Source organism: Micromonospora sp. NPDC049523, from assembly GCF_040676775.1.
Lineage (GTDB): Bacteria > Actinomycetota > Actinomycetes > Mycobacteriales > Micromonosporaceae > Micromonospora_G.
The window spans coordinates 210960-236233 of the sequence record NZ_JBFAPP010000010.1 but is presented as its reverse complement, the minus strand read 5'-3'; the positions used below and the strand labels follow the sequence as shown (position 1 = coordinate 236233).

The following is a 25274-nucleotide window of genomic DNA, read 5'->3' as shown; positions in this document are numbered from 1 at the left end:
CGTCATGTGGATGTGGATGCTGCGGGCGTCAGGTGTCCAGGTTTAGTTGGCGGATTTGTGGATCTTGGGGAGGGTTGTGCCGATGGTTGTTCGGGGCGCTGTGCGATGAAGACCATCTCGCGGCCCGGCCGATCCGGCGCCTGTCGTACCTCGTTGACGAGGTAGCCGGCGGCGGTCAGGGATGCGCTCACCTCGTCGTGGTGACGGAACCGCAGGGTGGAGTCTGAGGTCAGCCGTGTGCCGTCGGAGGTGAAGACGAAGGTCCAGCGGAACGAGACCAGGTTGCCGCTGACATCTGTCAGGTCGACCCACGTCTCGACCTCGCCGATGCCGGGAATTTTCGTGCGCTGGTGTGATCGTTCGTGGGTCCACTCCAGCCATGCTTTCGCAGTCGGATCGCGGGTCTCGAAGACCAGGCGCCCTCCTGGGCGCAGCGCTGCATGCGCCGTCAACAGCGTCGAGGCCCAGTCCTCGTCGGTGAGGAAGACCTGGGCGACGTTCGCGGTCATCGTCACCAGATCCACGTGAAGTAGGGGCAGGTCCGTCGCGTAGCCGAGTACCCAGTGCACTCGATCAGCACCAGGTTTGGCTCGGGCGACCTCCAGCGACGCCGCCGCCGGATCCACCGCGATCACGTCGAAGCCCTGATTGGCAAGTAGGCACGCGAATGTCCCGGTGCCGCAGCCGATGTCCAGGACGCGGTGGGCGCCGAACTCGTGGGCGATGGACGCGTATGCGTCCAGGTCGCTGCGGTCGGGATCCAGGGGGTCGTAGATCTGCGCCAGACGATGTTCCGCGAAGATCGGATCAGCCACGCGGTTACCGTATTGGCAGCCGTGATGGTGCGCAGCAGGATTACCCGCGACCGTAGAGCGGGGCACGTATGGCTATGGTGCGAGGTGTGCAGTCGCTGGCGTTGTTCGACCTGGACAACACACTCGTGGATCGCGACAGGGCATTTCGGGCGTGGGCGGAGGAGTTTGTCGTCGCCCAAGAACTCGATGATGCCGCGCTGACCTTCCTGCTCATGGCCGACGCGCACCACTCGGGGCCGATGGACAACTTCTTCGCGACCGTCTGTCAGACGTTCGACCTGTCCGTGCCGCCGGAGCAGTTGTGGGGGCAGTACCGCCGCCGGATGCCTGAACTGGCGTCGTGTCACCCGGACGATCATGATGCGTTGAAGCGACTACGTCGTGCAGGCTGGCGGGTCGGTATCGTCACCAACGGGATGGCGGACAACCAGTTGGGGAAGATCCGCAACACCGGGTTGGACAGGCTGGTCGACGCGTGGTGCATCTCTGACGACGTCGGTATTCGCAAGCCGGACCCTGAGATCTTCCGTCTCGCCGCTGAACGCTGTGGAAGCGGCTGTGGCCAGGGCGGATGGATGATCGGTGACAGCCTTGTTCTCGATATCGCCGGTGGCCATGCAGCTGGGCTGCGCACGATCTGGTTGCAGCCGAAGCGTCGACCCGACTCGTGGGCGTTCGTCGGGCCTGCGCCGGACGTCATCGTGGACTCGGTGTCCGAGGCCGTCGAGGTGCTCTTCGGCTCGCCATGACCCGGACTCAACCGGTGAACCTGCCATGAATGAGTGAGATCGCGGCGTCCAGGCCAGCGAGTGAGTCGGCCGCCCGCGCGATCGCTGCATCAAGGTCGGTCGGGGTTCGGCGCTCGTCGCTGGCGGCGTCGAGGATCCGGCCAAGTTCGCTGCGCATCTGGTTGACCGTGACTCGGGTGCGGAACATCTCGGCCTGTAGGCGGGCGAGGGCTTGCTGTTCTGCCCGCTCGGTGGCGTTCATATGCACGCTGCGGGCAGCGTCGAGGGCGGCTTGAGCGCAGAAGCCAGTCGGGGTGAGCCCGGCCAGGTCCGCGGCGGTGGTGAGTTCGCTGTACTCGTCGTCGGTGAAGCGGGCGTTGACGGCTCGGGGGCGGCCGGGGAAGAGGTGTGGCCGGTCGCGGCCAGCCCGTGGGCGCGCAACGCGGCCTGGCCGATCGGGGGTTACTTCGTTCACGAGGACCGCCAGGTGAGGCGCAAGTTGGTGAGGGTCAGGTCGACGGCCAGGCGGGACCCGCTGTACCAAATCGTTTCGCCGGCAGCGTTGTAGTCGTCGGGTAGCGCGACCGCGTACCCGACGATCTGGTTCGGGCTGGTGGTGCTGAGACGAAGCCGGACGAGCAGACCCACCTCGTGGAGGCGGTCGACGAAGTCCTGTTCGTTGCTGGCCGTCGAGGCTGTGGCGCGGACGATCCGCTGGAGGTGGTTGCGGGGCACCTCGTCTCGGTCTTGGCGGGTGGTCTTGTTCATCTCGGCCGGGGTGGGCCAACGGTTGTCGGGACGCTGAACGCCAACTCGACGCAGTCCGTAGTGCTGTTCCAGCTTGCGGCAGCAGCGTTGCGCGCGGTGGTAGTCATGCCAGGCCCAGACGGTGCGGCGGTCTTGGCGGACCAACGTGGCGACGAGGTGGATGTGGGTGTCGGCGTGCCGAATGCCGATCCAGCGGACCGCATCAGTGTCGCCGTGCGGGGCGAGACCGGTCACTGTGGCGACCTCGGTGGCGACGCGTTGCCACTGCTGGTCGGACAGGGTTGGGTCGTCAGGATGGTTGTGAATCGAGCAGTGCCAGACCGGCAGGACGGGTGGGTTGATCCCGACGCGGACCGGTTGTTCCAGCAGTTCGGCCAGCTTCCGCAGCGGACGGCGGCCGTTCGGGCTCGGCCAGCATCCAGGCACACCCGGACGGGCGCTACACGGTGGCTATCGGCGCCGCGGACATCGGCACCGGCACCTGGACGGCGCTGGCACAGGTCGCCGCCGACGCCCTCGGCGTCGACGTGGACCAGGTGGAACTTCACATCGGCGACACGAACTACCCGCGCGCCTCGGAAGCCGCGGCCTCGTCCGGGATCACCAGCTGGGGCGCCGCGATCTGCGAGGCGGCCGATCAGCTACGCGACGCGCTAGCCAACCAACACGGCGGCCAGATTCCCCCGGAGGGCCTAAAAGTCACCGCCGAAATGCCCGACAACCCATACCTCAAGCAGTATTCGATGCACAGCTTCGGCGCACAGTTCGCCGAGGTCCGGGTCAACGAGTTCACCGGAGAAATCCGGGTCCCCCGGCAACTGGGCGTGTTCGCCGTCGGCCGCATCGTCAACCCCAAGACCGCCCGTTCACAACTGCTCGGCGGCATGACCTGGGGCCTGTCCATGGCACTGCACGAACACGGCGTCCTCGATCCCCGCTTCGGCACCACCATCACCCAGGACCTGGCCACCTACCACGTCGCCAGCAACGCCGACGTCGGCAACATCGAGGTGCACTGGCTCGACGAGTACGACCCGTACGTCAACCCCATGGGCACCAAGGGAATCGGCGAGATCGGAATGGTCTCCGCAGCGGCCGCCATCGCCAACGCCGTCCACCACGCCACCGGAGTCCGCGTTCGCGACCTACCGATCACCCTGGACAAACTACTGCCCGAAAACAGACCTGCCACCCCCTAAGGATTCCGCTGCTACGCACTCAAGGCCGGAGACACCTTCTGCAGACGGCAACGACCACCGCCTCAACTCGTGGATTGCCGAGGTCAAGGCCACGGACCTGCCTGCGAGTATTCGTTGATCAACCCGCCGAGGATCGGGCGCCGTCGGATCCTGGCGGCGGTCAGGTCAGTGACCCTCGACGGCGGGTTGGGCGGCTGCTGGCCGAGCGATCGATGTGGTCGGTGGTTGTTGTAGTGGGCCGTGTACTCGGCGAGGATGGCCGCGAGGTGGCGCTCGCCGACGATGAGCATTTGGTCAGTGCACTCCCGGCGTACGGCGCCCACCCATCGTTCGGCGAACGCGTTCGCCCGGGGTGCCTGCGGCGGGGTCTTGATCACCTCGATGGCTTCGGCGGTGAACACCGCGTCGAAGATGTTCGTGAACTTCGTATCCCGGTCGCGCAGTAGAAACCGCAGCCCTGCCGCGCGTGGTCGAGGTCCATCAGCAGATTCCGTGCCTGCTGGGCCACCCAGGGGCCGGGGCCAGTTGGATGGGCGGTCACCCCGACCACGTGGACTTGGCGGGTGGCGATCTCAACGACGAACAGCACGTAGATCCGCTTGAGCAGGACGGTGGTGATGCTCTGCCATCGCCCTCTCGAACACCCCCTCTGACTCACCAGTTCGTGCCGGCATCCGCGTACGGGCCGGGCTGGGCCCGGGACTGCACCCAAACTCGGTGCCGGGGCGACCGTACGGAGTTATCGGATGGATGACCGGCGGCCAACCCCGTGACAACTGCACGGCAGATCGTGTTGGCGGTCGCCGAGGATGCTCGGGCGACCTTGTTGAGCGAAGAGGCGGTTCCGGTGGATTCTGGCCTGGTGGTGGGCGTGCTGGCGGGGTTGGTCCTGCTGGTTATCGTCCTGCTGGTCGCCGCGGTACGCGGCTACAACCGGCTTGTACGGCTGAGGGCCCAGGTGCGGGCGTCGTGGGCGCAGGTGGACGTCCAGCTCAAGCGGCGCCACTCGGTGATCCCGAACCTGGTGGAGACGGTACGTGGGTACGCCGGCCACGAGCGGGCGACGCTTGAGGCGGTGACCGCCGCTCGGGTCGCCGCGACGGGGACGCCGGGCGGTACGCCGGCACGGGTCGCCGCCGAGGGCGCGTTGACCCGGTCGCTCGGCAGGTTGTTCGCGATAGCCGAGGCGTACCCGCAGTTGCGGGCGAGTGAGAACTTCGTCGAACTCCAACGCGAACTGGCCGGCACCGAGAACCAGCTCGCGTACGCCCGGCAGTTCTACAACAGCGCGGTCCAGTCACTGAACACGGCGGTGCAGACGCTGCCGGTCAACATCATCGCCGGTCTGGGCGGGTTCCGGGCCGAGCCGTACTTCGAGGCGGCGGGCGACGAACGTGTCGACGTCGCGGTGCGGTTCTGAGGATCCTGGCTAACACTGGAGTCACGTGATGAATTCCGTTGACCTGGCCGTCGAGCTGGGACTGCCGGCGGTGTGCCTGCTCGGCTGGGCCATCGTCTATTGGGCCGCCTGGCTGCTCACCCGGCCGGCCGACGTTGCCCCCGCCCCGGCCTCTATGACGTTGCCCGGCCCGGAGTCCCCGGCGGTGGTCAACCTGCTGGCCAACCGGTGGAGCCTCACCGTCGACGCCGCCGAGGCGACCCTGCTCGACCTGGCCGCCCGGGGCTATCTGGAACTGCGGCAGGCCGGCCCGGATCCGCGCGACAGCACCGTGCACCCGACGGGTCGTACCGACGGGCTCACCGAATACGAGCGCCAGGTCCTCGACCGGGTGGTCGAGCGCGCGGTCGGTGGGTTGGTACCGCTGACCGCCCTGGCCTTCGCCGACGAGAAGCGCGCCGGTCTCTGGGCCAGTTCGCTGCGCCGCGCGGTCATCGACGAGGCCCGCCGGCTCGGCCTGACCCGGCGCCGGTTCCCCAAGGGCCTGGTCGTCGCGCTCAGTCTGCTTGGCGCCCTCGCCGCGCTGGGCGTCGCCGCCGGCTCTTACCACTATCTGTCCCGGACCCAGGAAGACGACCGTTGGGGCGGTGTGGGCGCGGCCTTCTTCGTCACGATCATGGTCCTCTTCGCCATCGCGCGGCGGAACATGGGCGAGCGCGACACCCCGTTGGGCCGGGCTGTCGCCGCTCGTTGGCTCGGCCTGCGCGACTGGTTGGCCGGGCACGAGGCGTTCGCGGACCTGCCCCCGGCAGCCGTGACGGTCTGGCACCGCTACCTGTCGTACGGGGCCGCGCTCGGTGCGACCCGGGGGGCGTCGGAGGTCATCCACCTCGGCCTGGGGGACCGGAGTCGCATCTGGTCGGCGTACGGCGGCACCTGGCGCCAGGTCGGGGTCAGCTACCCGAACACCCTGCCCCGGTACGGTCAGCCGCTCGGTTGGCCCTTTGTCCGGGCCGTGGGCGCCGGCTGGTTCGGCTGGGCGCTCGTCGGCATCGTCGGGCCGGCAGCGGCCCGCCAGGCGAGCCTGCCGGTCGACCCGGCCGACGATCCGCTCCACTTCCTCTTCGGCCAGTGGTTCGAGCCGTGGCGCAACCTTGCCGAACTCGACCTGATCACGCTCGGCATCCTCCTCGTCGGACTCGCCCTGCTCGGCTACGCGACGTACACGATGATTCGGGTCTTCGCCGACGTGGCGAGCACGGTCACCGTTTCCGGAGAAGTGATCTGGTACCAGATGTGGCAGTACCACAGCTCGGACGAGAGCACCGACCGGACACCAATCAACTACTACCTCGTCATCGACGACGGCCGGTCCGACCAGACCCGGGCCTGGATCCTGCCGAAGGAGATCTCCGGCCAGTGCGAGCTGGGTGATGTGGTGACCGCCCAGGTGCGCCGGTGGACCCGTCGCGTCAAGCAGGTCACCGTGTTGCGGGCGGCGACTCCCGCGCCGGAGATCGCCGACGGCTCTTCCGGCACGGGCACCGTGGCCGGGGGCGTCGCCGAGCCGCTGCTGACCGCCGACGAACTCAGCGCCGCGGTGGGGCGCCAGGTGCGGCCGGACCGGACCTCCAGCTACCGCGGCGACCCGCGTTACACGGCCGCCAACTTCAACGACCTGACCGGTACGTTCACGGTCTCGGTCAGCGTGATACGGGGTCGGGCCGGGCGAGTCCTCATGGTGATCGGCAAGGGAGCCGGCGAGCCGCTGCCGACCCCGCGTGGAGACGAGGCGTACCTCGCCAAGGACCGCGTGGTCGGGCGCCGGGGTGACGTGGTGGTCATGCTCGCGCCGGGGCGGAACGTTGCCGCCACCCAACTGGCCGGTCTGCTCCCTCTCGCGTTGGACCGTGCCGCGGTCCAGGCCGCCGCGCCAAGCTGACGGCGCCACCCGGACGTCCCGGGGCCGGGTCTTGGGTGCAAATCCTGTCCCCGCCGCGAGAGAGGCACCGGCTCGACGCCCGTCTCCTGCGAGTCGAGGAGACGGGCATTCGCCTGAGGTATTCGGGTCAGATGTCGATGTCCTCCACAACGGGCTCGTCCTGGATCGTTTGCAGCGCGACCGCGTAGAGCTCCGCCGGGAGCAGCGCCAAGAGTTCTTCGACGGCCGCTCCTCGATCGACACATGCCGCGAGGCTATGCCTCGTATGGGTCCCAGTGAGCCGCGTAGCGCAGCAGCGAGCGGGCAAGGTCCGGGTGGGACGCCGCCGGGCCGGGCTGGGCTTCCTCCCAACCGGGTCGCTCCAGAAGCGGAAATTCCGCTATAACGAGCATGCTGTTCCGCTGGCCGACATCGTCCCCTCGGAGTGCCCATGACGACGCAGATGCGTGACCGTCTCGACCAAATACTCCAAGCTGGGCAGGTCGGCGGTCTGCACGCCGTCGCGGCGGTTCGCGGTGGTCAAACCGTGCTGGAGTACTACAGTGCCGGCGAAGATTTCACCTGGGGCGACTCGCTGGGCGTCGTCGAGTTCGGGCCCGGGGTCCTGCACGACATCCGGTCGGTCACCAAGAGCGTGACCGTCCTGTTGTACGGCATCGCGCTCGGCGAAGGACTGGTCCCGCCGCCAGCGGAGCCGCTCCTGCCGCGGTTCCCGCAGTACCCCGACCTGGCGGCCGACCCCCGGCGTGCCCGGCTCACCGTCGAGCACGCGCTGACAATGTCGTTGGGCCTGGAGTGGCGCGAAGATCTCCCGTACAACAGCCCAGCCAACGCCGAGATCGCGATGGAGCTGGCACCGGACCGATACCGGTACATCCTGGAGCGGCCGATCCTCGAACCGCCCGGCACCCAATGGACCTACTGCGGCGGTGCCACTGCTCTGCTCGGCCGCCTGATCGCCGACGGCACCGGGCAGTCGCTGCCGCAGTACGCGCAGGCCGTGCTGTTCGCGCCGCTGGGCATCGGCAGCTTCGAGTGGATGACCGGCGCGGACGCAGTGGCCTCCGCCGCGTCCGGGCTGCGACTCGCGCCGCGCGACCTGGCCAGGCTCGGCGAGCTGGTGCTGGCCGAGGGAACCTGGGACGGTCAGCGGGTCGTCCCCGCCGACTGGATCCGCACGATGCTCCAGCCACGCCTGCAGACCAGCTGGGGCGCGCAGTACGGCTACCAGTGGTACATCGAATCCATCGAGGGCCATCGACTGCTGGCCGGCATGGGCAACGGCGGCCAGCGCCTGTTTGTCCTGCCCCACCTGGACCTCACCGCGGCCATCACCGCCGGCAACTACGACGACCCCGACCAGTGGCGAACCCCGCTCACCGTGCTGGAACGGGTCATCCTTCGTGCGATGGCTTGAGGCACCGCGCCCGCCGAGCCCATCGACAGGGCGCACATCTGGGCCGGACGTCAGCTCGCACGTGCGGTGGGGACAGCTTCTGCGTCCGCCGGAAAGGCACCCGCGTCACGGCACCCGATCGACATCCGGTCATCGACAGATTCGGTCATCTAGAAGGTGTGATAGGCGAGCCGTCGCCGGTGGTCCGATGGCTCGTTCGGCGTAGATGTAGGCCATGTCCGATCGATGGACATGGCCTCTTTGGTGTCCGTACAGCAGCGGAGTACAGCAGCGCTCGGCCATCGAGGCTGTCTCCCAGCCGCTTGAGCGCTTCCCGTGTCGCCTCCGATCAGACCTGGGTGTAGATCTCCATCGTGATCGAGAACCGGGCGTGACGCAGGATCGCCAGGGCTACCCGAGGGTGTACGTCCAGGTCCGCCAGCAGGGACCCGCAGGTCCGCCCGCCGGGCGTCGTGAACCGTGATCTTCCGGACGCCGGCTTTGACGCACCGTCGCGGCGGGCGGATTCCAGGAGACGGCGAGCCTCCTCCGTTGTCCACGCCTGCCCTTGCGGCCGGGTCGTCGGCAGCTTGGCGAGCGCGGCCACATTGCGGGTGATCAGTTCCTCGGTCTGCGCGTGGGTAAGCGCCGAGCGCAGCACCTTGCGCGCGTCGCCAGGAATACACCTACAGCGACTTCGCCTGGGGAGCCGGATTTACCGCGGCGGGCGGTGCGGCAGTTACCCTGGCGCAGCGAGCAGCCGCCAAAGGTGCCGGCCTGAATGCCATCACCTGCCCTGGACCAGGCGGTGCAGTAGGTTCAGCGACAAACAGGTTCGGGACAGGTGTTGATGAAGCCGCTTTTTGGTCTGGTATCCGTGGTAGCGACAGGGAGGCAGCGAACTGCTGTGGTGAGGACGTCGCTGAGCTGCAGATCTACAACAAGGTAGGCAGGCTGCTCGATCCGCGACAATTGCGCTACTCGGTACCAAAGGGCTTCGGGCGAGAGCGGACGTGGAAGGACTGGGACGTCTGTCTGACCTGTCGGATGTCTGGTCTCGGTCCCGCCAACTTCCCACCCGGCCCCATATTCCGGGGCCAAAACTGGTGATCAGGAGGTGCATCATGGCAACAGCCGTCCCTTGGGCGGATCTCACCTGCTTCGTCGGGCGATCCGCGCACATTCCGCAGGCAATCACGGACCTCTCGTCACCGGTCGAGAGCGTACGCCGAAGGGCCTTCTTGCTCCTGGCGCACGACCTCGGGTGGAACGAGAATCTGTTCGAGGCAACCCCGTACGCGATCGTCGAGATTCTTGAGCGCTTGGAGCATCGGGAGATCCCGGACGCCGGGGATGCCCTCGAACTGCTCAGGCGGCTGGGTAACGGGGAGGCGGCAGATCCGGAGAGCATTGTTTGGCACGGGCAGCAGGCCGCGCTTCTGCCGCTGTGCCGCGGCCTTGTGGAAGACGGGCTTGAGCTCTACGTGAGCTATCTGGCCGATCTAGCCGCGCGTTCCGGTGCGCTGTTCGTCATTTCCTCGTTCCGAAACAGGGTCGACGAGGCGGAAGCAGTGCTTCGGGCGGCGGCAGACAGTGCCGAGACGGCGGAAAGCCGTGAAGAGATGCTGGCCGCGATCGACGATCTCCGTGAGTGGAACGAGCCCGAACCGGACCGTCCGCAGCTCGACCCGCCAAAGAATTGGCTTGAGGCAAGGGTCGCGAGGAACAAGGCCGCGGTCGCGCGGTTGCAGTCAGGGGAGCGTCCGGCGCCGGCCAAGATGGGCCCGCTCCTTTCGATTCGACAGCGGCTCATCCAACTGATCACCCGTAACCGGGACTGGTCGACTTGAGTGATCGGTCGATCAGGGCCGTGGTACGGGGCTGACCGACCAACGCGATTGAGTTCCCCCGCTTTGAGGGAGCGGTGGTTCCGGCAGCACCGGCTCGATCCGGAAGCGGTGGGAGTCGGCATCGAACATGCTTCGCTCCCCGGGCAATGACGCGGCGACCGGCTATCCGCCATCCGGTTCAGTCAACCACTACGCCTTGCCCTAGCAAACGACTTGCCCGGCCTCACTACTCCGACTACACCCTGCGCGGAACCTGCATGTACGTCGGCTACTTGTTTCGTCCTCTAGAGCGACGATGAGACCTCACCGCGTGAGGTTACCGGCCCGAAGATGCTCCGTCGAACAGAAACAATGTGGCTCGGTCTGATCGGATCTGCCGCGGGCCCAAGGCTGCACGCACTGGCGCCTCGGCGTATCGGTCACGCTTGGTTAAGTCAGCCTCGATTCGGTCACCTACGGATCTGTCGATATCCGTGCAGCCGATCAATGTCTACGACACTGGTTTACCTCACCACGATCTTACGGCCGGGGCTGACTCCGGCGGCGTCCCGACCATTTCTGGAATGGGTCGGGACGCCGCGGGATGGCTCAGGAGCGCAGGGCGGTGTGGAGGAACGCGACGGCCTGGGCGATCGCGGCCTTGGCGGCGCTGGTGTCGTGCAGCGTGTTGAGCATGACGAAGTCGTGGATGATGCCCTGGTAGCGGACTGCGGTGACGGGGACGCCCGCGGCGCGGAGCTTGGCTGCGTACGCTTCGCCCTCGTCGCGCAGTACATCGGCCTCGGCGGTGATGACCAGGGCTGGGGGCAGGTCGGCGAGCTGTTCGAGGGTGGCGCGCAGCGGGGACGCGGTGATCTGGGCACGTTCGTTCTCGTCGGTGGTGTACTGGTCCCAGAACCACTGCATACCCTCGCGGAACAGGAAGTAGCCCTCCGCGAACTGGTGGTAGGAGTCGGTGTCGAAGGCGGCGTCGGTGACCGGGTAGAAAAGGACCTGCTGTCGGAAGGTCACGCCGCCGCGTTCCTTGGCTAGCAGGGTCAGTGCGATGCTCATGTTGCCGCCGACGGAGTCACCGGCGATCGCCATCCGGCTGGGGTCGAGGCCGTGTCCGCTGCCCTGCGCGACCACCCAGGTGGCGACGGTCCAGCTCTGCTCGATGGCGGTCGGGTACCGGGCCTCCGGCGAGCGGTCGTATTCGGGGAAGACGACGGCGGCGTCGGAGCCGATGGCGAGGTCGCGTACGAGCCGGTCGTGGGTGTGTGCGTCGCCGAAGACCCATCCGGCGCCGTGGATGTAGAGGATGACCGGCAGGTCACCGCCGGCGCCTCTGGGTTTGACGATGCGGGTACGGACACCGTCGGCGTCCACCCACTCCTCGTCGATCTCGGGCTTGAAGATCTCGCTGTCCTGTACGCCGTCGACCGCCTTGCGCCCGTCCTCCGGCGCGATCTGGAAGAGGTACGGCGGGTTGTTGGTCGCCTCGACGAAGGCCTGCGCGGCCGGTTCGAGGGACAGGTGGTGCGGGTTGGCCTCGGCCATGAGGTTCCTCTTTCAGGAGTGGGTGTTGATGAAGTCGAGGGCGGTCTGGGCGACTTCGCCCCAGCCGTGGTCGATGGTCAGCGAGTGACCGCGTTCGGGAATCTCGGTGAATTCGGTGATGCCCGGGTTGTGCTTCTGCCGGTCGTAGGCCGCCCGTGACACGGCCGTCGGGATGGTGTGGTCCGCCCCGCCGGAGATGACCAGCAGGGGTCCGCGCTCCGGGTTGTCGGTGTCGACCTTGATCTCGGTGAACGGGTTGAGGTTGGCTGCGACCACCTGGAAGATCGGCGCGCCCGAGGCAGCCACGTGGAACTCTTCGTACAGTTGCCTGGCCTCGTCCGCCGGCAGCGCGTTGGCCCACCCGTACTGGAACTGGTCGAAGCTGAGCGTGACCGCCCGGCCCTTGTTGGCGGGGTTGTGCAGGACCGCGTAGGAGGATTTCAGCGACGACAGCGGTACGGGCAGGACGCCGCGGAACGGTGCCGCGTCGATGGCCACGGTGACCGCGGCGACGCCGTGTCCGGCGATCTGCTGGGCGATGAGCCCGCCGAACGAGTGGCCGACGAGGGCGGGTTTCCGGTCGAGGCGGTTCACCGCGTCGAGGTAGTGCTCGGTGACCTGGCCAACCATCTTGTGGGCGAAGATCTCGGGCTCGGCGCGGGCGGCTTCGATGCTGTCCGGGTCGTCGGGCCAGCCCGGGGCGATCGTGGCGTAGCCGGCCTGTTCGTACAGATCACGCCAGCGTTGCCAGCTGCTGGACAGCAGCCAGAGTCCGTGTACGAAGACGACCGGTTTCCGACCGGAGACGTTGGCCCGGCCGATCTCGGCGAGTTCACTTTCGGTGAGAGTCATGATCCGGACGCTAGCCAGACCGCCCTGGTGGGCGCCTCTGTCAGGTGACTTAGATTCGCGTAGGGAGTGAGGAGGGACACGGATGGCGCGGGACCGTGCGGGGTTGTGGGATGGCGAGCTCGACGGGCTGATTGGCCGGGATGACGCGCTGCGCCGATTGCGTACGCGGCTGAGCGAGGGCGGCCGGGTCGTGGTGGTGCTGGGCGCCGCGGGCGCCGGTAAGTCGGCCCTGCTCGATGTCGCCTGCCGCGCCGGGACGGCCGACGGCCTGCGGGTGGTCCGGGTCACCGGGCACCTGTCGGACCGTGAGATTCCGTACGCGGCTCTGGTCGACCTGCTGGCCGCGGCCGGGATACTGCCGCCCGGTCAAGACTGGACGGCGCGTGACCCGCTGGCGTTGCGTCTCGACCTGCTCGCGCGGCTGGAGGATGTGGCGGGGGCTACGTCGCTGCTGCTGGCCGTGGAAGACGCGCAGTGGATCGATGCAAGCTCGCTGTCGGTGCTCACCTTCCTGGCCAACAGGCTCGCGCCGTCGAGGGTCTCGCTGGCGTTGACCGTACGCGGTGACGTCCCGCCAAGTGGGTGGGAACGGCACCCGAGAATCGTGCTCGACCCGCTCGACGAGCGGCAGTCCTCGACACTGCTACGCCGGGCCGGGCTGCTGCTCAGCCCGTTCGCCCGGTCGGTGGTGATCGAGCGGGCCGCCGGCAATCCGCTGGCGCTGCTCCAACTCGGACGCATCTCCGGAAAGCGGCACCGCGTCGGCGAGATGCTCATCGACAACGGGTCACTCTCGGATGTGGAACACTCCTTCGCCCAAGTCCTCCCCGAGCTGCCGGGGACCACGCGGCGCACCCTGCTGCTCGCGGCGGCGGGCGCAGCCGACCTTGCCGTACTCGGTCGCGCCGTCGGCGCCGACCAGGTGCTTCCCGACCTCGCTCCGGCCGAGGCCGCCGGCCTCGTCCGGGTACGTGACCGGCAGGTGCGGTTTCAGCACCCGCTGGCGCGTTCGGCGGTCTACTCCTCGGCCACCGCGAACGAACGGGTCGCGGCCCACCGGCAGTTGGCCGAGGCGTACGCCAGCGACCCCGACCGGCACATCTGGCACCGCGCCGAGGCAACCATGCTGCCCGACGACGAGGTCGCCGCGGCGTTGGTCGAGGCTGCCCTGCGAACCCGGGCGCGCGGCGCCCTCGTGGAAGCGGCACGCGCCATGACCCGCGCCGCCGAGCTGACCACTGATCGGCGCACCAGCGAGATGCGGATGCTGGACGCCGTCGAGTTCGCCACACCCACCGGCCAGTTCGACTGGATGATCGCGAACGCGACCCGGGTACGCGACAACACCGACGACCCGGGGGTGCGAGCCCGCGCCACGCACCACATCGCGTACGCACTCGCGCACACATGGCGACAACGCAGTGCCCGGCTGAGCCTACTCGACGCCCTCGAACAACTGGTGGCACTCGGCACTGATGCCGGCTGGGGATCACTGACAACCCTGGCCGCGCTGACCTACCAGACCGGTGGGACCACCGCCGAGCTCGGCTCCTGGCTGGAACGCTATCAGCGCGAGGCCCCGACGGACCGGGGCGAGCTGGCGGCGGTCAATCAGGCCGCGGAAGCCTGGATCCGGGTGGTGATCAACCCCCTTGCCCGGCCGCCGGAACTCATCGAACTCGTCCGCCATGCACCGTCGCTGAAGACGACCCACCCGCCCGATCTCGTCGAAGCCCAGGAAATGCTGCTCGGTGGCGCCGCCTGGCTACTGGAAGAGCACTCGGTCGCGCTCACTCGCTTCGGTAACGCCCTCACCGCGATGAACCGTACCGGCGCCGGACGGCAGTTGACCCAGACGCTCTCGGGCATCGGCCAGGTCCGGATGGACGCCGGGCTGTTCGACGACGCAGACGAGGCTGGCCGGCTGTTGTGCGACATCGCCGAGGCCGAGAACCTCAGCTACACCGGGAGCCTCGGCGCGCAGCTACGGGCGCGGGTAGCTGCCATCCGAGGCGACACCGTCACGGCAACCCGGATGCTCGACGGGATGCTCGTCGGTGCCGAGGTCGGCGAAAACCTGGCGTTGATGGCCACGATCCGGGTCGGACTGGCCCACGCCCGCCTCAGCGACAACGACATGCCCGGAGCGTACGAGCAGTTCCGCAACCTGTTTCACACCGACGGTCGGCCGATCCACGAGCACATTGCCTACCACTTCCTCGGCGACCTCGCCTCCACTGCCGTACGCGCCGGGCGCCTCGACGACGCCCGTACCGTGGTCAACGCCGCCGAACAGCACATCCCGCAGCCGCGCAGCGTCCGGCATCAACTCATTCTCGCCCGAGCCCATGGACTCGTGGCCACCGATGATCAGGCAGCCGCACATTTCGAGGCGGCGACCGCCCCACCCCAGGCCGCTCAATGGCCCTTCGAGTTGGCCAACGCCCGCCTCGAGTACGGCGCCTGGCTACGCCGCCACCGCAACCCCACGGCCGCACGAGCCCAACTCACACCCGCCCTCGAAACCTTCAAACGGCTTGGCGCCCGCACCTGGGCTGACCTCACCCGCGCCGAACTGCGAGCCGCCGGCGTTCCGACCCCCGAAGAGGCGACCCCCGCCTGGACAAGACTCACCGCTCAGGAGCGGCAGGTCGTCAAACTCGCCGCCACCGGGCTGACCAACCCACAGATCGGACAACTCCTGTTCCTCTCGCCCCGCACCGTCAGCGCCCATCTTTACAACGCCTTCCCCAAACTAGGTGTCACGGCCCGATCGCAGCTACGTGCGATCCTCGAACAGCACGACCCAAGCTGACCGGCAGATCTATGCGATTCAGGGATCGGACGCACTGATCTGGGCGTGAGAGTCTCCCGCCACCCGACGCTAGTCACCCTGGGCACCACCTCACGTGGCACGCCCCTCCGCCACCGCCGGGCCGGCGTTCCGTGGAGGGAGTCGGGTTTGGATATCCGCACATCGACAGATCCGGTCATCTAGAAGGTGTGATTGGCGAGCCGTCGCCGATGGTCCGATGGCTCGTTCGGCGTAGACGTAGGGGAGCAGATTGGGAGCAGCGGTGCGCTCCCCCATACGTTGGGAGCAAACTGGGAGCACATGATCGTCTACGTCGCCGCACGGGTGTGGTCGGTGATGTTGCGCCCGGTAGGGCGTTTTTGAGGGGAGGCGGCTGGCTGCTCATCGGCAGCAGGCGCAGCATCGCGAGCGCGTTCGTCACGCTGAAGTACGCCAGTCCGAGCAGTACGGCTGCCCATCATGCCGCAGCGATCAGCCGGCTGCGTGCAGCGCCAGCACCGGTAACCGGCGCCGACCCAACCGGCACCCCGGCTCCCACCAGAGCGGACGACGTTTTCGGCAAGGGCAGCGTGGTGGCCTGCGGCTCGATCGAGGTGCGCCTCCCACCCAGGATCGGCTGTCATCTGGCCGATCCGGGGCGGGAGGGGTTGGTGTCACACCAAGGTTCGCCAGTATGTCCAGAATGCCTCGCCGACCAACACGGTCAGGATGAGCAGCCACGCCACCGGAATCGCCGTATGCAGCCGGGTGACCGCCGTCCGCCAAGCTACCGGGAACGGAAGGTAGCCCCGGTCGATGTTGCGTAGCGTGGTGTAGCTGAACGCAACGATCGTGACCACCCACACCACCATGCAGTACGGGCACAGCGCACCGATCCGGTAGACGCTCTGCACGAACAGCCAGTGCACGAAGACAACACCGAGGACCGTCCCGGCTTGCAGGCCGAGCCACCACCAGCGGGTCAGCCGTACCCCGCCGAGTACGGCGACGCCGGTGGCGACCACCAACGGGAACAACGCCACACCCAGCAGTGGATTGGGAAAGCCGAATACCGCGGCCTGCGGCGTGCTCATCACCGAGCCGCACGAGAGGATCGGGTTGATCGAGCAGCTGGGCGTATAGCCGGGGTCGCGCAGCAGGGCGATCTTCTCCACGGTCAGGACAAAGGCGGCGAGACCGCCGAGCAGCCCGCCGATCGTCAGGACCCACCCGACCAGCTTGTCGCCGAACGCGCTTTCCTCGTCCGGTTCGATCCGGTCAACGTGGCCTGGCCGGCTCACGACAGTACTGGACACGATGGCCTCCTCACTGCGCCAGAGCGTCATCGACAGCCTTCTTGAGCTGCTCGTACGTCGGGTCCTGCTCGTACCGTCCGCCGTTGACGAAAAACGTGGGCGTGCCGCGTACGCCGAGCCGCTCGCCGTCCTCGGCGTCCGCGCGCACCCGCGCGTCCACCGCCGGGTCGGCCATGTCAGCCCGGAACCTCTCCACGTCCAGGCCGAGTTCACGGGCGTACCCGACGAAAATTTCGACCTGGGGCTGCTGGTTGTGCCCCCACTCGGTCTGGTTGTCGAAGAGCTTGACGTACATCGCCTCGAACTTGCCCTGCCGCGCGGCGGCCTCCGCCGCGTGGGCCGCGTTGAAGGCGTTCGGGTGACTCGCGATCGGGAAATACCGCACGACGTAGGTGATCCGACCCTGGTACTCGGCCCGCAACCGCTCCACCGCGGGGTACGCGGCACCGCACGCCTCGCACTCGAAGTCCAAGAACTCCACCACCGTCACCTTGCCGTCGGCTGCCGTGGAGATCCGGTGGCTGTCCTCCCGCACCACCGTCTGCGCCAACTCACCCGCCGGAACCTTCTCACCGCCGGCGCGGTCGACCACCAGGGCGGCAGCCAGGACGACCACCGCGACCGCGACCAGGCCCAGCGTCACCTTCAGGTTGGTACCCATCCCAACCCGCCGCGCCTTGCGTACCGCCTTCCCCGCGCCTTTCGTCCGTACCCTGGCCTGTTGGACCGCCGGGGTCGCGCCGGATCCGCCGGCATTGCGTTGCCTGCCCGCCGTATTGCGGCCGGCCTTCGTCTTGTGTGGTGACATTCCACATTCCTCTCATTCGAAAGTTCGGGTCCGGCTGCCGCCTGTTGGGCGTGCGGAGGCGACAACCGTCGGGTGAGACGTGCAACAAAGGCGTAGCCGTGACAGGTGACCTGACCGCTCATACGCGCAATGTGTTGGTGGATGCACGGAAGCCGCTGAAGGCACAGTGATCCAACGAGCCTGAACCTGCCGGATGGGCTACCGCGAAAAGAAGCTGACGCTGCGCCTATATGCGCAGGGCGTCCAGCCGCGTCGAAATGCCGGCCGGTGGCCGCATAGTCGGAAAGGGCAGCTGGGCCCACCAGTACGCCAGGCCCATCAGCAGCGGCCGACGGATCGCACCGATCAGGGCCAGCCCGGCCAGCGCCATGACGACGAGGCAGGCACCGGCGACAACCTCGCCGTGCCTGCCGTCCGGCCCCTCGCCGCCCGCCTCAGCCGCCAGTGCTCCCTGCAATGACGCCTGCAGGATGACGTTGGGGCAGGCACCGTAGCCGGCCACCGGTGAAGCGAGCGGACCGTCGACACACGACGAGCCACCGAACAGCGTCACGGAAAACAACGCAACGATGACCATCAGCCAGCGAAAGGGGCGCACCGAACGCGCCCGGCCAGACAGAACAGTCACCGCATCAGTGTACGTCGGCCGGGGCCGCGGCCAGGTGGTCCGCGCACCGCGGCGGCCCGTCGCCGGTGGTCCGATGGCTCATTCGGCGTGAATGTAGGGGAGCAGATCGGGAGCAGCGGGGTGCTCACAACGGCGTTGAACGGCGCCCGACGCGGTTGAGCTGCCGTGTAGCCGCCTCGGGTGAACTGAGGGCGTTGTGATGTTCCTGGGAGCAGATCGGGAGCAGGGTAATGACCTGCCTTGGCGCCGTACGACTTCGGAAGAGTGTCTCACTCCGGCGTCTGGTATCGGTGCTGACCAGGGCCGATGTGGAGCTTGACCTCCTCTCGGGGTCGGAAGCGCTGCAGGGGTGAGGGGGTCTCTTGGGGGCGGCGGGTGACGGTGGAGCAAGGGGCGACAGGTCGGGTGGGGCGGGCAGGACCCGATCGTGTGGCGGGTGACTCGGCGGTGTCCATTGTCGAATCGTGGCAGGCGATCGGGGCTCTGCGGCGGTGAGGCGTTTGCAGCCGTCCCCGGTGCGGTGCTGCTCATGTGCCCGCCCGGCGGCGCCGGATGTGAAGTAACACGCTGTTTCCGCGTTCGGGTTCTGGCGGATGTGTAGGCTTAACGCTCTGGTTGTCGACGCGACGGCCGGTCCAAATCTAGAATTGCGCGGCGAGCCGGCGTTCTGGTGACCGTGGCTGAAGCGACTATCGACTTTGGTGACGGCTCGCGATAATCAATATACCGTTCAATTGGCGCCGCGCGTTCTTGTGTTTGCGCGTGAATTGCCAGCGTAGGAGTCAACTAAATGCACCGAGTCCGTTCCCTTCGCCCCCTCGCGCTCGCTGGTATCAGCGCCCTGGTCGCCTTGTGTACGCAGATGGCGGTCGTCTCGGCCGCCCAGGCCGCCCTCGACGAGCCCGCCCGCAGCGCCTGCCGTAACGCCGGCAAGGTACCGGTCACGACCAGCGCCGTCTTCAACGACCCCGTCGCGGGCAGTTCGACCGCCGTCGTGGAACGCATCTGCTCACTGATCAAGAAAGCCACGGTGGGGTCCTCGATCGAGATCGCCGAGTTCGTCGTCTCGGGCGACGCCGGCGCCGACTACGCGGCAGTGCTGCTCGACGCTTACCGCCGAGGCGTCGAGGTGCGCATGGTCATGGACGGCTATCAGATCAACAACCCTGCCGCCGCGGAGCTGATCCGCACTCTCGGTACCGACGAATCGGTTACCTCTTGGGTGCACGTCTGCAGCCACCTGAGCCCGGAAGGCAACACCACGTCTTGCCAGGGCACCAAGGGCATGCACAACAAGTTCGCACTCTTCTCCAAGACCGGCGGCAAGCGCGACGTTGTCGTGCAGGCCTCGAACAACATCACCGACGTCAACTCCACCAGCTACTGGAACAACCTCGTCGTGCTGCCCGGTAACGCCGAGCTTTTCGCCGGATACGGGAAGTACTTCGACGACCTTGCGGCCGAGGTACAGAACCCCGACTACGACACGACGATTACCGCCAGAATGCCGGGCGGCCAGGTCACCGCCCAGTTCTATCCGGTTGCCGACCGGGACCCGATCGCTGCGCGGCTCCACCAGGTCAGCTGCAAGACCAAGGGCAGCACCAGGGTGGAGATTGGCCAGTCCGAGTGGGACGGCACCCGGCTCGCGATCGTCGACGAGCTCGCCAGGCTGAAGGCTGCCGGTTGCCAGGTGCGCGTCGTGCATGGTTTGGCCGAGGACGCGGTCACCGCCGCGCTCGACGCCGCCGGCATCGAGCGCCGGGTGCTCGACGGGTCGACTCCCGCCGGCCGCATCCACTCCAAGTACATCGTGGTCAGCGACCCGGCCGGCCCCGGCTCGGGCCGGGGCTGGGTGATGACCGGCAGCCACAATTTCAACGCCACCTCGTTGCAGCGCAACGACGAGGCGACCGTCGAGCTTTCCCACCGCAAGATCATCGACGCGTACGCCGCCAACTTCGCGCGGCTGTGGGAGGTCGGCGCGGTCGCCGGCGTCTGAGCCGGGTGGTACGGGACGAGGATGACAGAGCGGTGCCGACGCGTAGTCGGTACCGCTCTGCATCGCGCAGCCCAGTACGGGACGAGCGTACGGAATCAGGAAAGACCACCGCCTGCGCTTGCCCTCGCCGCGCGGTGTACCTGAACCGGAGCGGCCTGAACTACTCAACCCGCGGCGATGATTTCGGCGTTGCGTCGAGATCATCGAGGCGCTGTTCGTCCCGGCTGGGAACGGTCGAGATGGCGCAGACGCCCAGCGGCACGGTGGGCGCGTAACCCCAGACCGCCGTGTACCGTGCCAAAACTCGTTCGAGGGGTTTCGAAGATCGGGTCAGGCTGCCACTCGCTGACCACCCCGCCAAGTCATCGTCGGCGTCGCACGGGCTCGTCCTGAGGAACGATGGCCGGGTCGTAGCTGGTGGACGTGGTTGCCGTCCTTGCCTCACCCCGGTGACGGATGCCCGCCGCGATCGGCCGCCGTCGAGCTGTAGGGGTTACGCACACACTTCCGAGAGGGGGTCATGTGGTGCGATTTGCGTCCACTCGCTGCTGGTCGGGGGCCCCACTATGCCGCAGATGTACTTGACCGGCTCGACGTAGTGGGCCGGGTTCCAGAGCCGGATCGTCGAATCCCTCCCAGCAGTGGCGACAACTGAGCCGTCGGGGCTGAACGCAACCGCTACGACCTCCGCTGTGTGTCCGGTCAGCGGCGCACTCGCCGGTCGCCCTGTGGCTGTGTCCCACAATCTGAGAGTCCTGTCCTCGCCGACAGTTGCCAATAGCGTGCCATCCGGACTGAAGGCCAAAGCGCTCACCACGCCGCTGTGTCCGGTGAGCGGAGCACCGATAGCCTCACGCGTTCTCAGATCCCAGAGCCGGACCGCCCCGTCCGCTGCCGCGGACGCGAGTAGCGTCCCGTCGTGACCGAACGTCATCGCCGTTACCTGATTCGTATGTCCGGTGAGCGGATCACCGGCCGCCCTCCGGGTGACCGGGTTCCATAGCCAGATGCCCCCGTCCATTCCTGTCGACGCCAACATTTTACTATCAGGGCTGAATGTTGCCGAGAGGGTTTCCTTCGCGTGAGCGGGCATGGGTAGGTGGGAGGGGGAGTCGTCCGAGGGGTTCAGCGAAATGGTTCCGTCCACCGTGACGATTGAGTTTCGATCAGGGCTGACTGCAATAGCCCTGGAAGAATATGAATGCCCGGGCGGGCGTTGAACAGGCCTGCCGATACGGTTGCCGGTAACCATATCGAATACCTGAAGACTGTTGCTTGTCTCGATGGCCAGCGAGTGGCCATCGGAGCTCAGTATCATTCGTCCGACGTCATCTGGCAGGATCCTGTCCGGGCCAAGTGTCGTTCCGTAATCACTTGAAGCATGTTGCGTCCGCCGCCCACCGACGCGGTCGCCATGGAACGTGCGTCGAAGCCGCACCATCTCCGACCCCAAATCGACGCTCATGAGCGTCCCGTCGTCACTGAAAGCTAGAGGGACATCCCACGTCGGCGTGACGTTGGCAAGGGGGCCTGCTGCCGGATCCCGAGTGGTCGGGTCCCACAAACGCACGGTCTTGTCGGTGCTTGCAGTCGCCAGCAAGGCGCCGTCGGGGCTGAACGCCACCCCGTTTATCCGGTCCGTGTGGCCCGTCGAGGAATCGCCGACGATCGTCTGGATGGCGCTGGCGGTGGCGGTATCCCACACCTGCGCCGTGTTGCCGCTGAGGGTTGCGGTTGCCAGAAATTTGCCATCCGGACTGAACGCGATGCCCTCATCCCGACCTATGAGAGGGTCCGACATCACGCCGATCATCTTCTCTTTCAACAGGTCCCATAGCTGTACGTGACCGTCGCTGGTAGTGACAGCCAGCAGGTTTCCTTTCGGGCTGAACTCTGCCGAGACGTATTCATCATCAGAGTAGGAGGCTATCTCGTCGTGGGGTTCCGCTGTGGGCTCTGGCACCGACACAAGGAGGGTTCCAGCGCTACGCGGGACGGCTAGCAATTCCCCGTCCGGGCTGAACTTCATCGCGACATGGGCTGACTCTCTCATTGATACGCCGCGGAATCGGCCGGTGGAGATGTCCCAAAGCTGGCTAGGAGTGCCGGCAATTGCTAGAAGTGTCCCGTCCGGGCTGAACGATATGCCGGTAATCACTTCTGCCTGCCTGGCCCCAGCAGGGATATCAGCGACCTCACCGGTGACAAGGTCCCAAAGCCTGGGGCCAGCTTGGAAACCGGCGGCGAACGCAAGAAACCTTCCATCCGGACTGAACGCCATGGTCCTGATCTGCTCGCTGTGGCCGATGAGCGGTTCGCCGACAGGACGGTGTGTGGCCACGTCCCACAATCGGATCGTGCCATCGTCGCCCCCCGCAGCGACACGCCTTCCGTCGGGGCTGAAAACCACGGAGGTGACTGCCGAGACGTGACCGATGAGAGAGGATCTCTGCTCGGTGATGAGCAGGTTCATCGTGTTGCGAGCCTCGTCGGTCGGAGCGACGGCCCATGCCGACACGGCAAGTCGCCGCGCCTTCACAGGATCGCCGTGGCGGATACTCTGGCTCTGGGCCGCGAGCTGCCGGGACAGTGCCACAGCACGCTGGCGGTCGGCGCTTGCGCCGTAGATGACCGAAGCGACAGCTCCGACGCAAGCCACCAGGGCGAGTGTGACCAGGCTTGCCGTAACGGCTTGGCGAATCCTGTTGCTCCGTCTGGCATGGTGGTCGCTAGCGGCAAGAAACTCTTGCTCGGTGGTGGTCATTGTGCGGTGCGCGCCGCCCCGACCATTCGGGTCGGCGGCGGCGTGGCTCGCCAAGGCGAGTTGGGCGCCGCGATAGAGGAATGAGGCATCGCGGGCATTTTCATTCCAGATCGCCACGTCCTGACGAAGTTGCGCGAGGACGAATTGCTTGGCGCGATCGCCCTCCAGCCACTCGCGCAACCTTGGCCACGCGAGCAACACCACATCGTGCGCGATCTCGATTGACTCTTGATTCAATACGATGAGCCGCTTCGCCGTGAAGGCGTCGAGTACGGTCTCAACCAGTCCAAGCTCGGTGTTCGCACCGATGGCGGACAATTCCGCACGAGTGAGCTGTCGTCGGGCGACTACCCCGTCGCCGCCCATCGTGGTCATGCGCTCGAACAGATGCCGGGCGACATCCCGCTCCGGCTCGGTGAGACGGGCGTATACGTCCTCCGCGCTTGTCGCGATGACCCCGCTTACGCCTCCGGTCGCGCCGTATCCGTGGTGGGTGAGCCGGTTCGACTCCCGACGTTGCCAGGTCAGGAGCATGGTCTGGGAGAGCAACGGCAATGCTCCGCTGGCGAACTGAGCGGCTTCGGGCAGCGAACGCAACTCCGCCAAGATGTCCTCGGGTAGCCCGTCCTCGACCCGAACACCGTGGGCCACGGCCGGACCGGTGATCGCGCGTCGTAGCTCTGGAGTGCTCATCGGCCCGACTACGAACTGGCCGTCCTGCAGTACCGGCACCAGGTCGCGATATGCCGCGCAGCGGTCGAGGAAGTCGCCACGAACGGTCAATAGGACCAGGCCGGGTGGGTGCTCGGGCGTGTGGTCCGCCGTCGCGATCGATACCAGGGCATCGATGTATGCCTGCCGGCTTTCCTGCGTGTGGTCTGGATCGTTCGCGAGCGTGAACACCTCCTCGAACTGATCGACGACCAGCACGAGCCGCCCGTTTGTCCTGCATCTCTCCTGTTGCTCGAGGGGTAGCCGGGCCGCGTGCGCCAGTACCGCCTGCCGGGCCAGTAGACGTGCCTCGGCCGGTCGCTGGCTGATGGCACGACGAAGCGACACGGCGTCCACACCGGCGAGCGTGGCCAGCTGAATCGCCAGCTCGTCGACCGGCGTCGGTCCGGGTGTGATGATCAGCCGGGGCCAGTCCGCCGAGCCCGGTGCGGCCAGTCGACCGCGGGCGATCGCGGGCAGCAGTCCGGCACGTACCAACGACGATTTGCCTGCGCCGGAGGCGCCCGTCACGACAAGCATCCCGAGGCCGGAAAGCCGTTGCTCCAGCCGTCCCGTCAGCTCGGCGGTCAGGCGTTCTCGGCCATAGAACACGTCCGCGTGGTCCTCCTGGAAGGGCCACAGACCACGGTACGGCGGCTGATCTCGGTCAAGGACGCGGTCGGTGTCCTGCTGTCGACGGGTCCGCTGCTCGATGACCTGCAATCCGTCCCGGATCAACCGCAGCTGCGCGGCGTGCCGGAGGTGGTGATCCCTGTCGTCACGGCGATCGGCAGCCTGGCGATACAGATCGCCCTGCAGCCGAGCGGTGACCGCGTGCACATCGCCGACCATCAGGCCGAACTCGGCCAGGTCCTTGGCTAACCCTTCCAAACCGGCGAATAGCTCGGCGTGCTCGTCTCGACCAGGCCCGATGGTGGTGGCCGGATCGCGCTGCAACGCGGTGATCTCGCGTAAGGCCGCCGCAGCCTCGCCCTGATTCCAGTCGCTCGCGCCGTCGCCGACGTACCCGGTTGCCACCAAGGGGTCACGCCGGGACGCCTCGGCCGCCTTCCCGCTGCCGGTTCGCGCACTCTGGGCGTCCCCTTGCAGCCGGGCGTCGGTGACCCGCTCCCATGCTTCGGCCCAAAGGCGTACCTGTGATGGGGCGACCCCGAGGGCGACCACCAGGCGATCCAGCACATCTACCGGCATCAACGTGCGGCCGGTCAGATAGTTCGCCAAGCTGCTCTTCGGTACCCCGCTGACCGTCTCAAGATCCTGTAGTGAGAGACGTACCTTGCCACGATTGCGAGCGGCGGTGATACGCAGCCGGTTCAGCTCGTCCAACAGACCCTGCTGGGTATGCACCGCAGCGAGGCGACGCGTGGCACCCACATCGTCAGTCATGAATACGAGCTTCGGCCACGAATCCATGCGAAGCCAAGCCCTTTCCGGTGGGGGTTACCCCGTCGTGACCCGTGTCGACCGACTACCGCCACCGGTTTCCGAAGCGCCACGCGCACCAGAGGTGGCGTTTCCGATCGCCTGGCACGGTCCGCTCCGGACCATGTTGTTCAGGCTCGCGAACGCGGACAGGTACGGAGCTTGTCTAGTGTCTGGTTCCCGCCGCCAGGGCTGGCGTTCGCCCCGGGCGGTGCATCCGGACCGGCGAGTCACCGGTGCCAGCCTGGCATGGGAGGCGAGGTGTCCAGACGTACGGAACGTGCCGCCGTCGCCGAGGGTTAGCGGCAGCGCGACCGCAG

18 protein-coding genes and 2 pseudogenes are annotated in these 25274 nt (G+C 67.1%); 8 read left to right on the top strand and 12 right to left on the bottom strand.

The features are described 5' to 3' along the window. Positions 1-2 precede the first annotated feature (2 nt). Complete coding sequence (locus AB0J90_RS18290; protein WP_363597229.1) at positions 3-815, bottom strand: class I SAM-dependent methyltransferase; 813 nt, start codon at positions 813-815, stop codon at positions 3-5. 86 nt (positions 816-901) lie between these two features. Here AB0J90_RS18290 and AB0J90_RS18285 point away from each other — a divergent pair, with 86 nt between their 5' ends. Further along, positions 902-1564 (top strand): HAD family hydrolase, encoded by a 663-nt coding sequence (locus AB0J90_RS18285; RefSeq protein WP_363597227.1) that lies wholly within the window; start codon positions 902-904, stop codon positions 1562-1564. Between the two features lie 7 nt (positions 1565-1571). Here AB0J90_RS18285 and AB0J90_RS18280 read toward each other — a convergent pair whose 3' ends face one another. Beyond that, positions 1572-2018 carry a hypothetical protein gene (locus AB0J90_RS18280; RefSeq protein ID WP_363597225.1) on the bottom strand — a complete coding sequence of 149 codons (447 nt, stop codon included), beginning with the start codon at positions 2016-2018 and terminating at the stop codon, positions 1572-1574. After that, positions 2015-2737 (bottom strand): relaxase/mobilization nuclease domain-containing protein, encoded by a 723-nt coding sequence (locus AB0J90_RS18275; RefSeq protein ID WP_363597223.1) that lies wholly within the window; start codon positions 2735-2737, stop codon positions 2015-2017. Before AB0J90_RS18275 ends, AB0J90_RS18280 begins: the two co-directional genes overlap by 4 nt. Between AB0J90_RS18275 and AB0J90_RS18270 the strand changes: the two genes are divergently transcribed. Then, complete coding sequence (locus tag AB0J90_RS18270) at positions 2728-3510, top strand: molybdopterin cofactor-binding domain-containing protein (RefSeq protein WP_363597349.1); 783 nt, start codon at positions 2728-2730, stop codon at positions 3508-3510. The genes AB0J90_RS18275 and AB0J90_RS18270 overlap by 10 nt on opposite strands. Positions 3511-3593: 83 nt before the next feature. Here AB0J90_RS18270 and AB0J90_RS18265 read toward each other — a convergent pair whose 3' ends face one another. Continuing rightward, a complete protein-coding gene (locus AB0J90_RS18265) occupies positions 3594-3911 on the bottom strand; it encodes an integrase core domain-containing protein (protein WP_363597221.1) in 318 nt (105 codons plus the stop codon). Positions 3912-4357: 446 nt separating this feature from the next. Between AB0J90_RS18265 and AB0J90_RS18260 the strand changes: the two genes are divergently transcribed. From AB0J90_RS18260 to AB0J90_RS18250, 3 genes are all read left to right on the top strand, one after another. After that, positions 4358-4930 (top strand): LemA family protein, encoded by a 573-nt coding sequence (locus tag AB0J90_RS18260; protein WP_363597219.1) that lies wholly within the window; start codon positions 4358-4360, stop codon positions 4928-4930. A 28-nt stretch (positions 4931-4958) separates the two neighbouring features. Further along, positions 4959-6851, top strand: coding sequence for a hypothetical protein (locus AB0J90_RS18255; protein ID WP_363597217.1), 1893 nt, complete (start codon positions 4959-4961; stop codon positions 6849-6851). 430 nt (positions 6852-7281) lie between these two features. Then, complete coding sequence (locus AB0J90_RS18250) at positions 7282-8268, top strand: serine hydrolase (RefSeq protein ID WP_363597214.1); 987 nt, start codon at positions 7282-7284, stop codon at positions 8266-8268. A 328-nt stretch (positions 8269-8596) separates the two neighbouring features. Here AB0J90_RS18250 and AB0J90_RS18245 read toward each other — a convergent pair. Further along, positions 8597-8905 (bottom strand): annotated as a pseudogene (locus AB0J90_RS18245) (hypothetical protein); the annotation flags it as partial. A 466-nt stretch (positions 8906-9371) separates the two neighbouring features. Between AB0J90_RS18245 and AB0J90_RS18240 the strand changes: the two are divergent. Beyond that, the gene (locus AB0J90_RS18240; RefSeq protein ID WP_363597212.1) at positions 9372-10097 is read left to right on the top strand and encodes a hypothetical protein; all 726 of its coding nucleotides are present in this window, start codon (positions 9372-9374) and stop codon (positions 10095-10097) included. A gap of 588 nt (positions 10098-10685) precedes the next feature. Here AB0J90_RS18240 and AB0J90_RS18235 read toward each other — a convergent pair. Together AB0J90_RS18235 and AB0J90_RS18230 are read right to left on the bottom strand one after the other, a co-directional pair. Further along, positions 10686-11636: an alpha/beta hydrolase gene (locus AB0J90_RS18235; protein WP_363597210.1), complete on the bottom strand. Its 951-nt coding sequence runs from the start codon at positions 11634-11636 to the stop codon at positions 10686-10688. 12 nt (positions 11637-11648) lie between these two features. Then, positions 11649-12488 (bottom strand): alpha/beta hydrolase, encoded by an 840-nt coding sequence (locus AB0J90_RS18230; RefSeq protein ID WP_363597208.1) that lies wholly within the window; start codon positions 12486-12488, stop codon positions 11649-11651. 82 nt (positions 12489-12570) lie between these two features. Here AB0J90_RS18230 and AB0J90_RS18225 point away from each other — a divergent pair, with 82 nt between their 5' ends. Beyond that, the gene (locus AB0J90_RS18225) at positions 12571-15303 is read left to right on the top strand and encodes a LuxR C-terminal-related transcriptional regulator (RefSeq protein ID WP_363597206.1); all 2733 of its coding nucleotides are present in this window, start codon (positions 12571-12573) and stop codon (positions 15301-15303) included. Positions 15304-15956: 653 nt separating this feature from the next. Here AB0J90_RS18225 and AB0J90_RS18220 read toward each other — a convergent pair. The 3 genes from AB0J90_RS18220 to AB0J90_RS18210 form a co-directional block, all read right to left on the bottom strand. Beyond that, positions 15957-16628, bottom strand: a complete 672-nt coding sequence (locus AB0J90_RS18220; RefSeq protein WP_363597204.1) for a vitamin K epoxide reductase family protein — start codon at positions 16626-16628, stop codon at positions 15957-15959. Continuing rightward, positions 16609-17259 (bottom strand): thioredoxin domain-containing protein, encoded by a 651-nt coding sequence (locus tag AB0J90_RS18215; protein WP_363597202.1) that lies wholly within the window; start codon positions 17257-17259, stop codon positions 16609-16611. The genes AB0J90_RS18220 and AB0J90_RS18215 overlap by 20 nt, the downstream gene beginning before the upstream one ends. A 373-nt stretch (positions 17260-17632) precedes the next feature. Next, positions 17633-18034 (bottom strand): hypothetical protein, encoded by a 402-nt coding sequence (locus tag AB0J90_RS18210; protein WP_363597200.1) that lies wholly within the window; start codon positions 18032-18034, stop codon positions 17633-17635. A gap of 862 nt (positions 18035-18896) precedes the next feature. On the opposite strand from AB0J90_RS18210, the gene AB0J90_RS18205 reads away from it, so the two are divergent. Beyond that, positions 18897-20036 (top strand): phospholipase D-like domain-containing protein, encoded by a 1140-nt coding sequence (locus AB0J90_RS18205; protein ID WP_363597198.1) that lies wholly within the window; start codon positions 18897-18899, stop codon positions 20034-20036. Positions 20037-20529: 493 nt separating this feature from the next. Here the strand turns inward: AB0J90_RS18205 and AB0J90_RS18200 are convergent, their stop codons facing one another. Continuing rightward, positions 20530-24918, bottom strand: coding sequence for an AAA family ATPase (locus AB0J90_RS18200; RefSeq protein ID WP_363597196.1), 4389 nt, complete (start codon positions 24916-24918; stop codon positions 20530-20532). A gap of 54 nt (positions 24919-24972) precedes the next feature. Continuing rightward, positions 24973-25263: pseudogene (locus tag AB0J90_RS18195) on the bottom strand (transposase); the annotation flags it as partial. Between the last annotated feature and the right edge of the window lie 11 nt (positions 25264-25274).

Coding starts and splice junctions, on each gene's coding strand:
- AB0J90_RS18255 (WP_363597217.1), top strand. CDS start 4,959: ATGAATTCCGTTGACCTGGCCGTCGAGCTGGGACTGCCGGCGGTGTGC.
- AB0J90_RS18250 (WP_363597214.1), top strand. CDS start 7,282: ATGACGACGCAGATGCGTGACCGTCTCGACCAAATACTCCAAGCTGGG.
- AB0J90_RS18240 (WP_363597212.1), top strand. CDS start 9,372: ATGGCAACAGCCGTCCCTTGGGCGGATCTCACCTGCTTCGTCGGGCGA.
- AB0J90_RS18235 (WP_363597210.1), bottom strand. CDS start 11,636: ATGGCCGAGGCCAACCCGCACCACCTGTCCCTCGAACCGGCCGCGCAG.
- AB0J90_RS18230 (WP_363597208.1), bottom strand. CDS start 12,488: ATGACTCTCACCGAAAGTGAACTCGCCGAGATCGGCCGGGCCAACGTC.
- AB0J90_RS18225 (WP_363597206.1), top strand. CDS start 12,571: ATGGCGCGGGACCGTGCGGGGTTGTGGGATGGCGAGCTCGACGGGCTG.
- AB0J90_RS18220 (WP_363597204.1), bottom strand. CDS start 16,628: ATGACGCTCTGGCGCAGTGAGGAGGCCATCGTGTCCAGTACTGTCGTG.
- AB0J90_RS18215 (WP_363597202.1), bottom strand. CDS start 17,259: ATGGGTACCAACCTGAAGGTGACGCTGGGCCTGGTCGCGGTCGCGGTG.
- AB0J90_RS18205 (WP_363597198.1), top strand. CDS start 18,897: ATGGCGGTCGTCTCGGCCGCCCAGGCCGCCCTCGACGAGCCCGCCCGC.
- AB0J90_RS18200 (WP_363597196.1), bottom strand. CDS start 24,918: ATGACTGACGATGTGGGTGCCACGCGTCGCCTCGCTGCGGTGCATACC.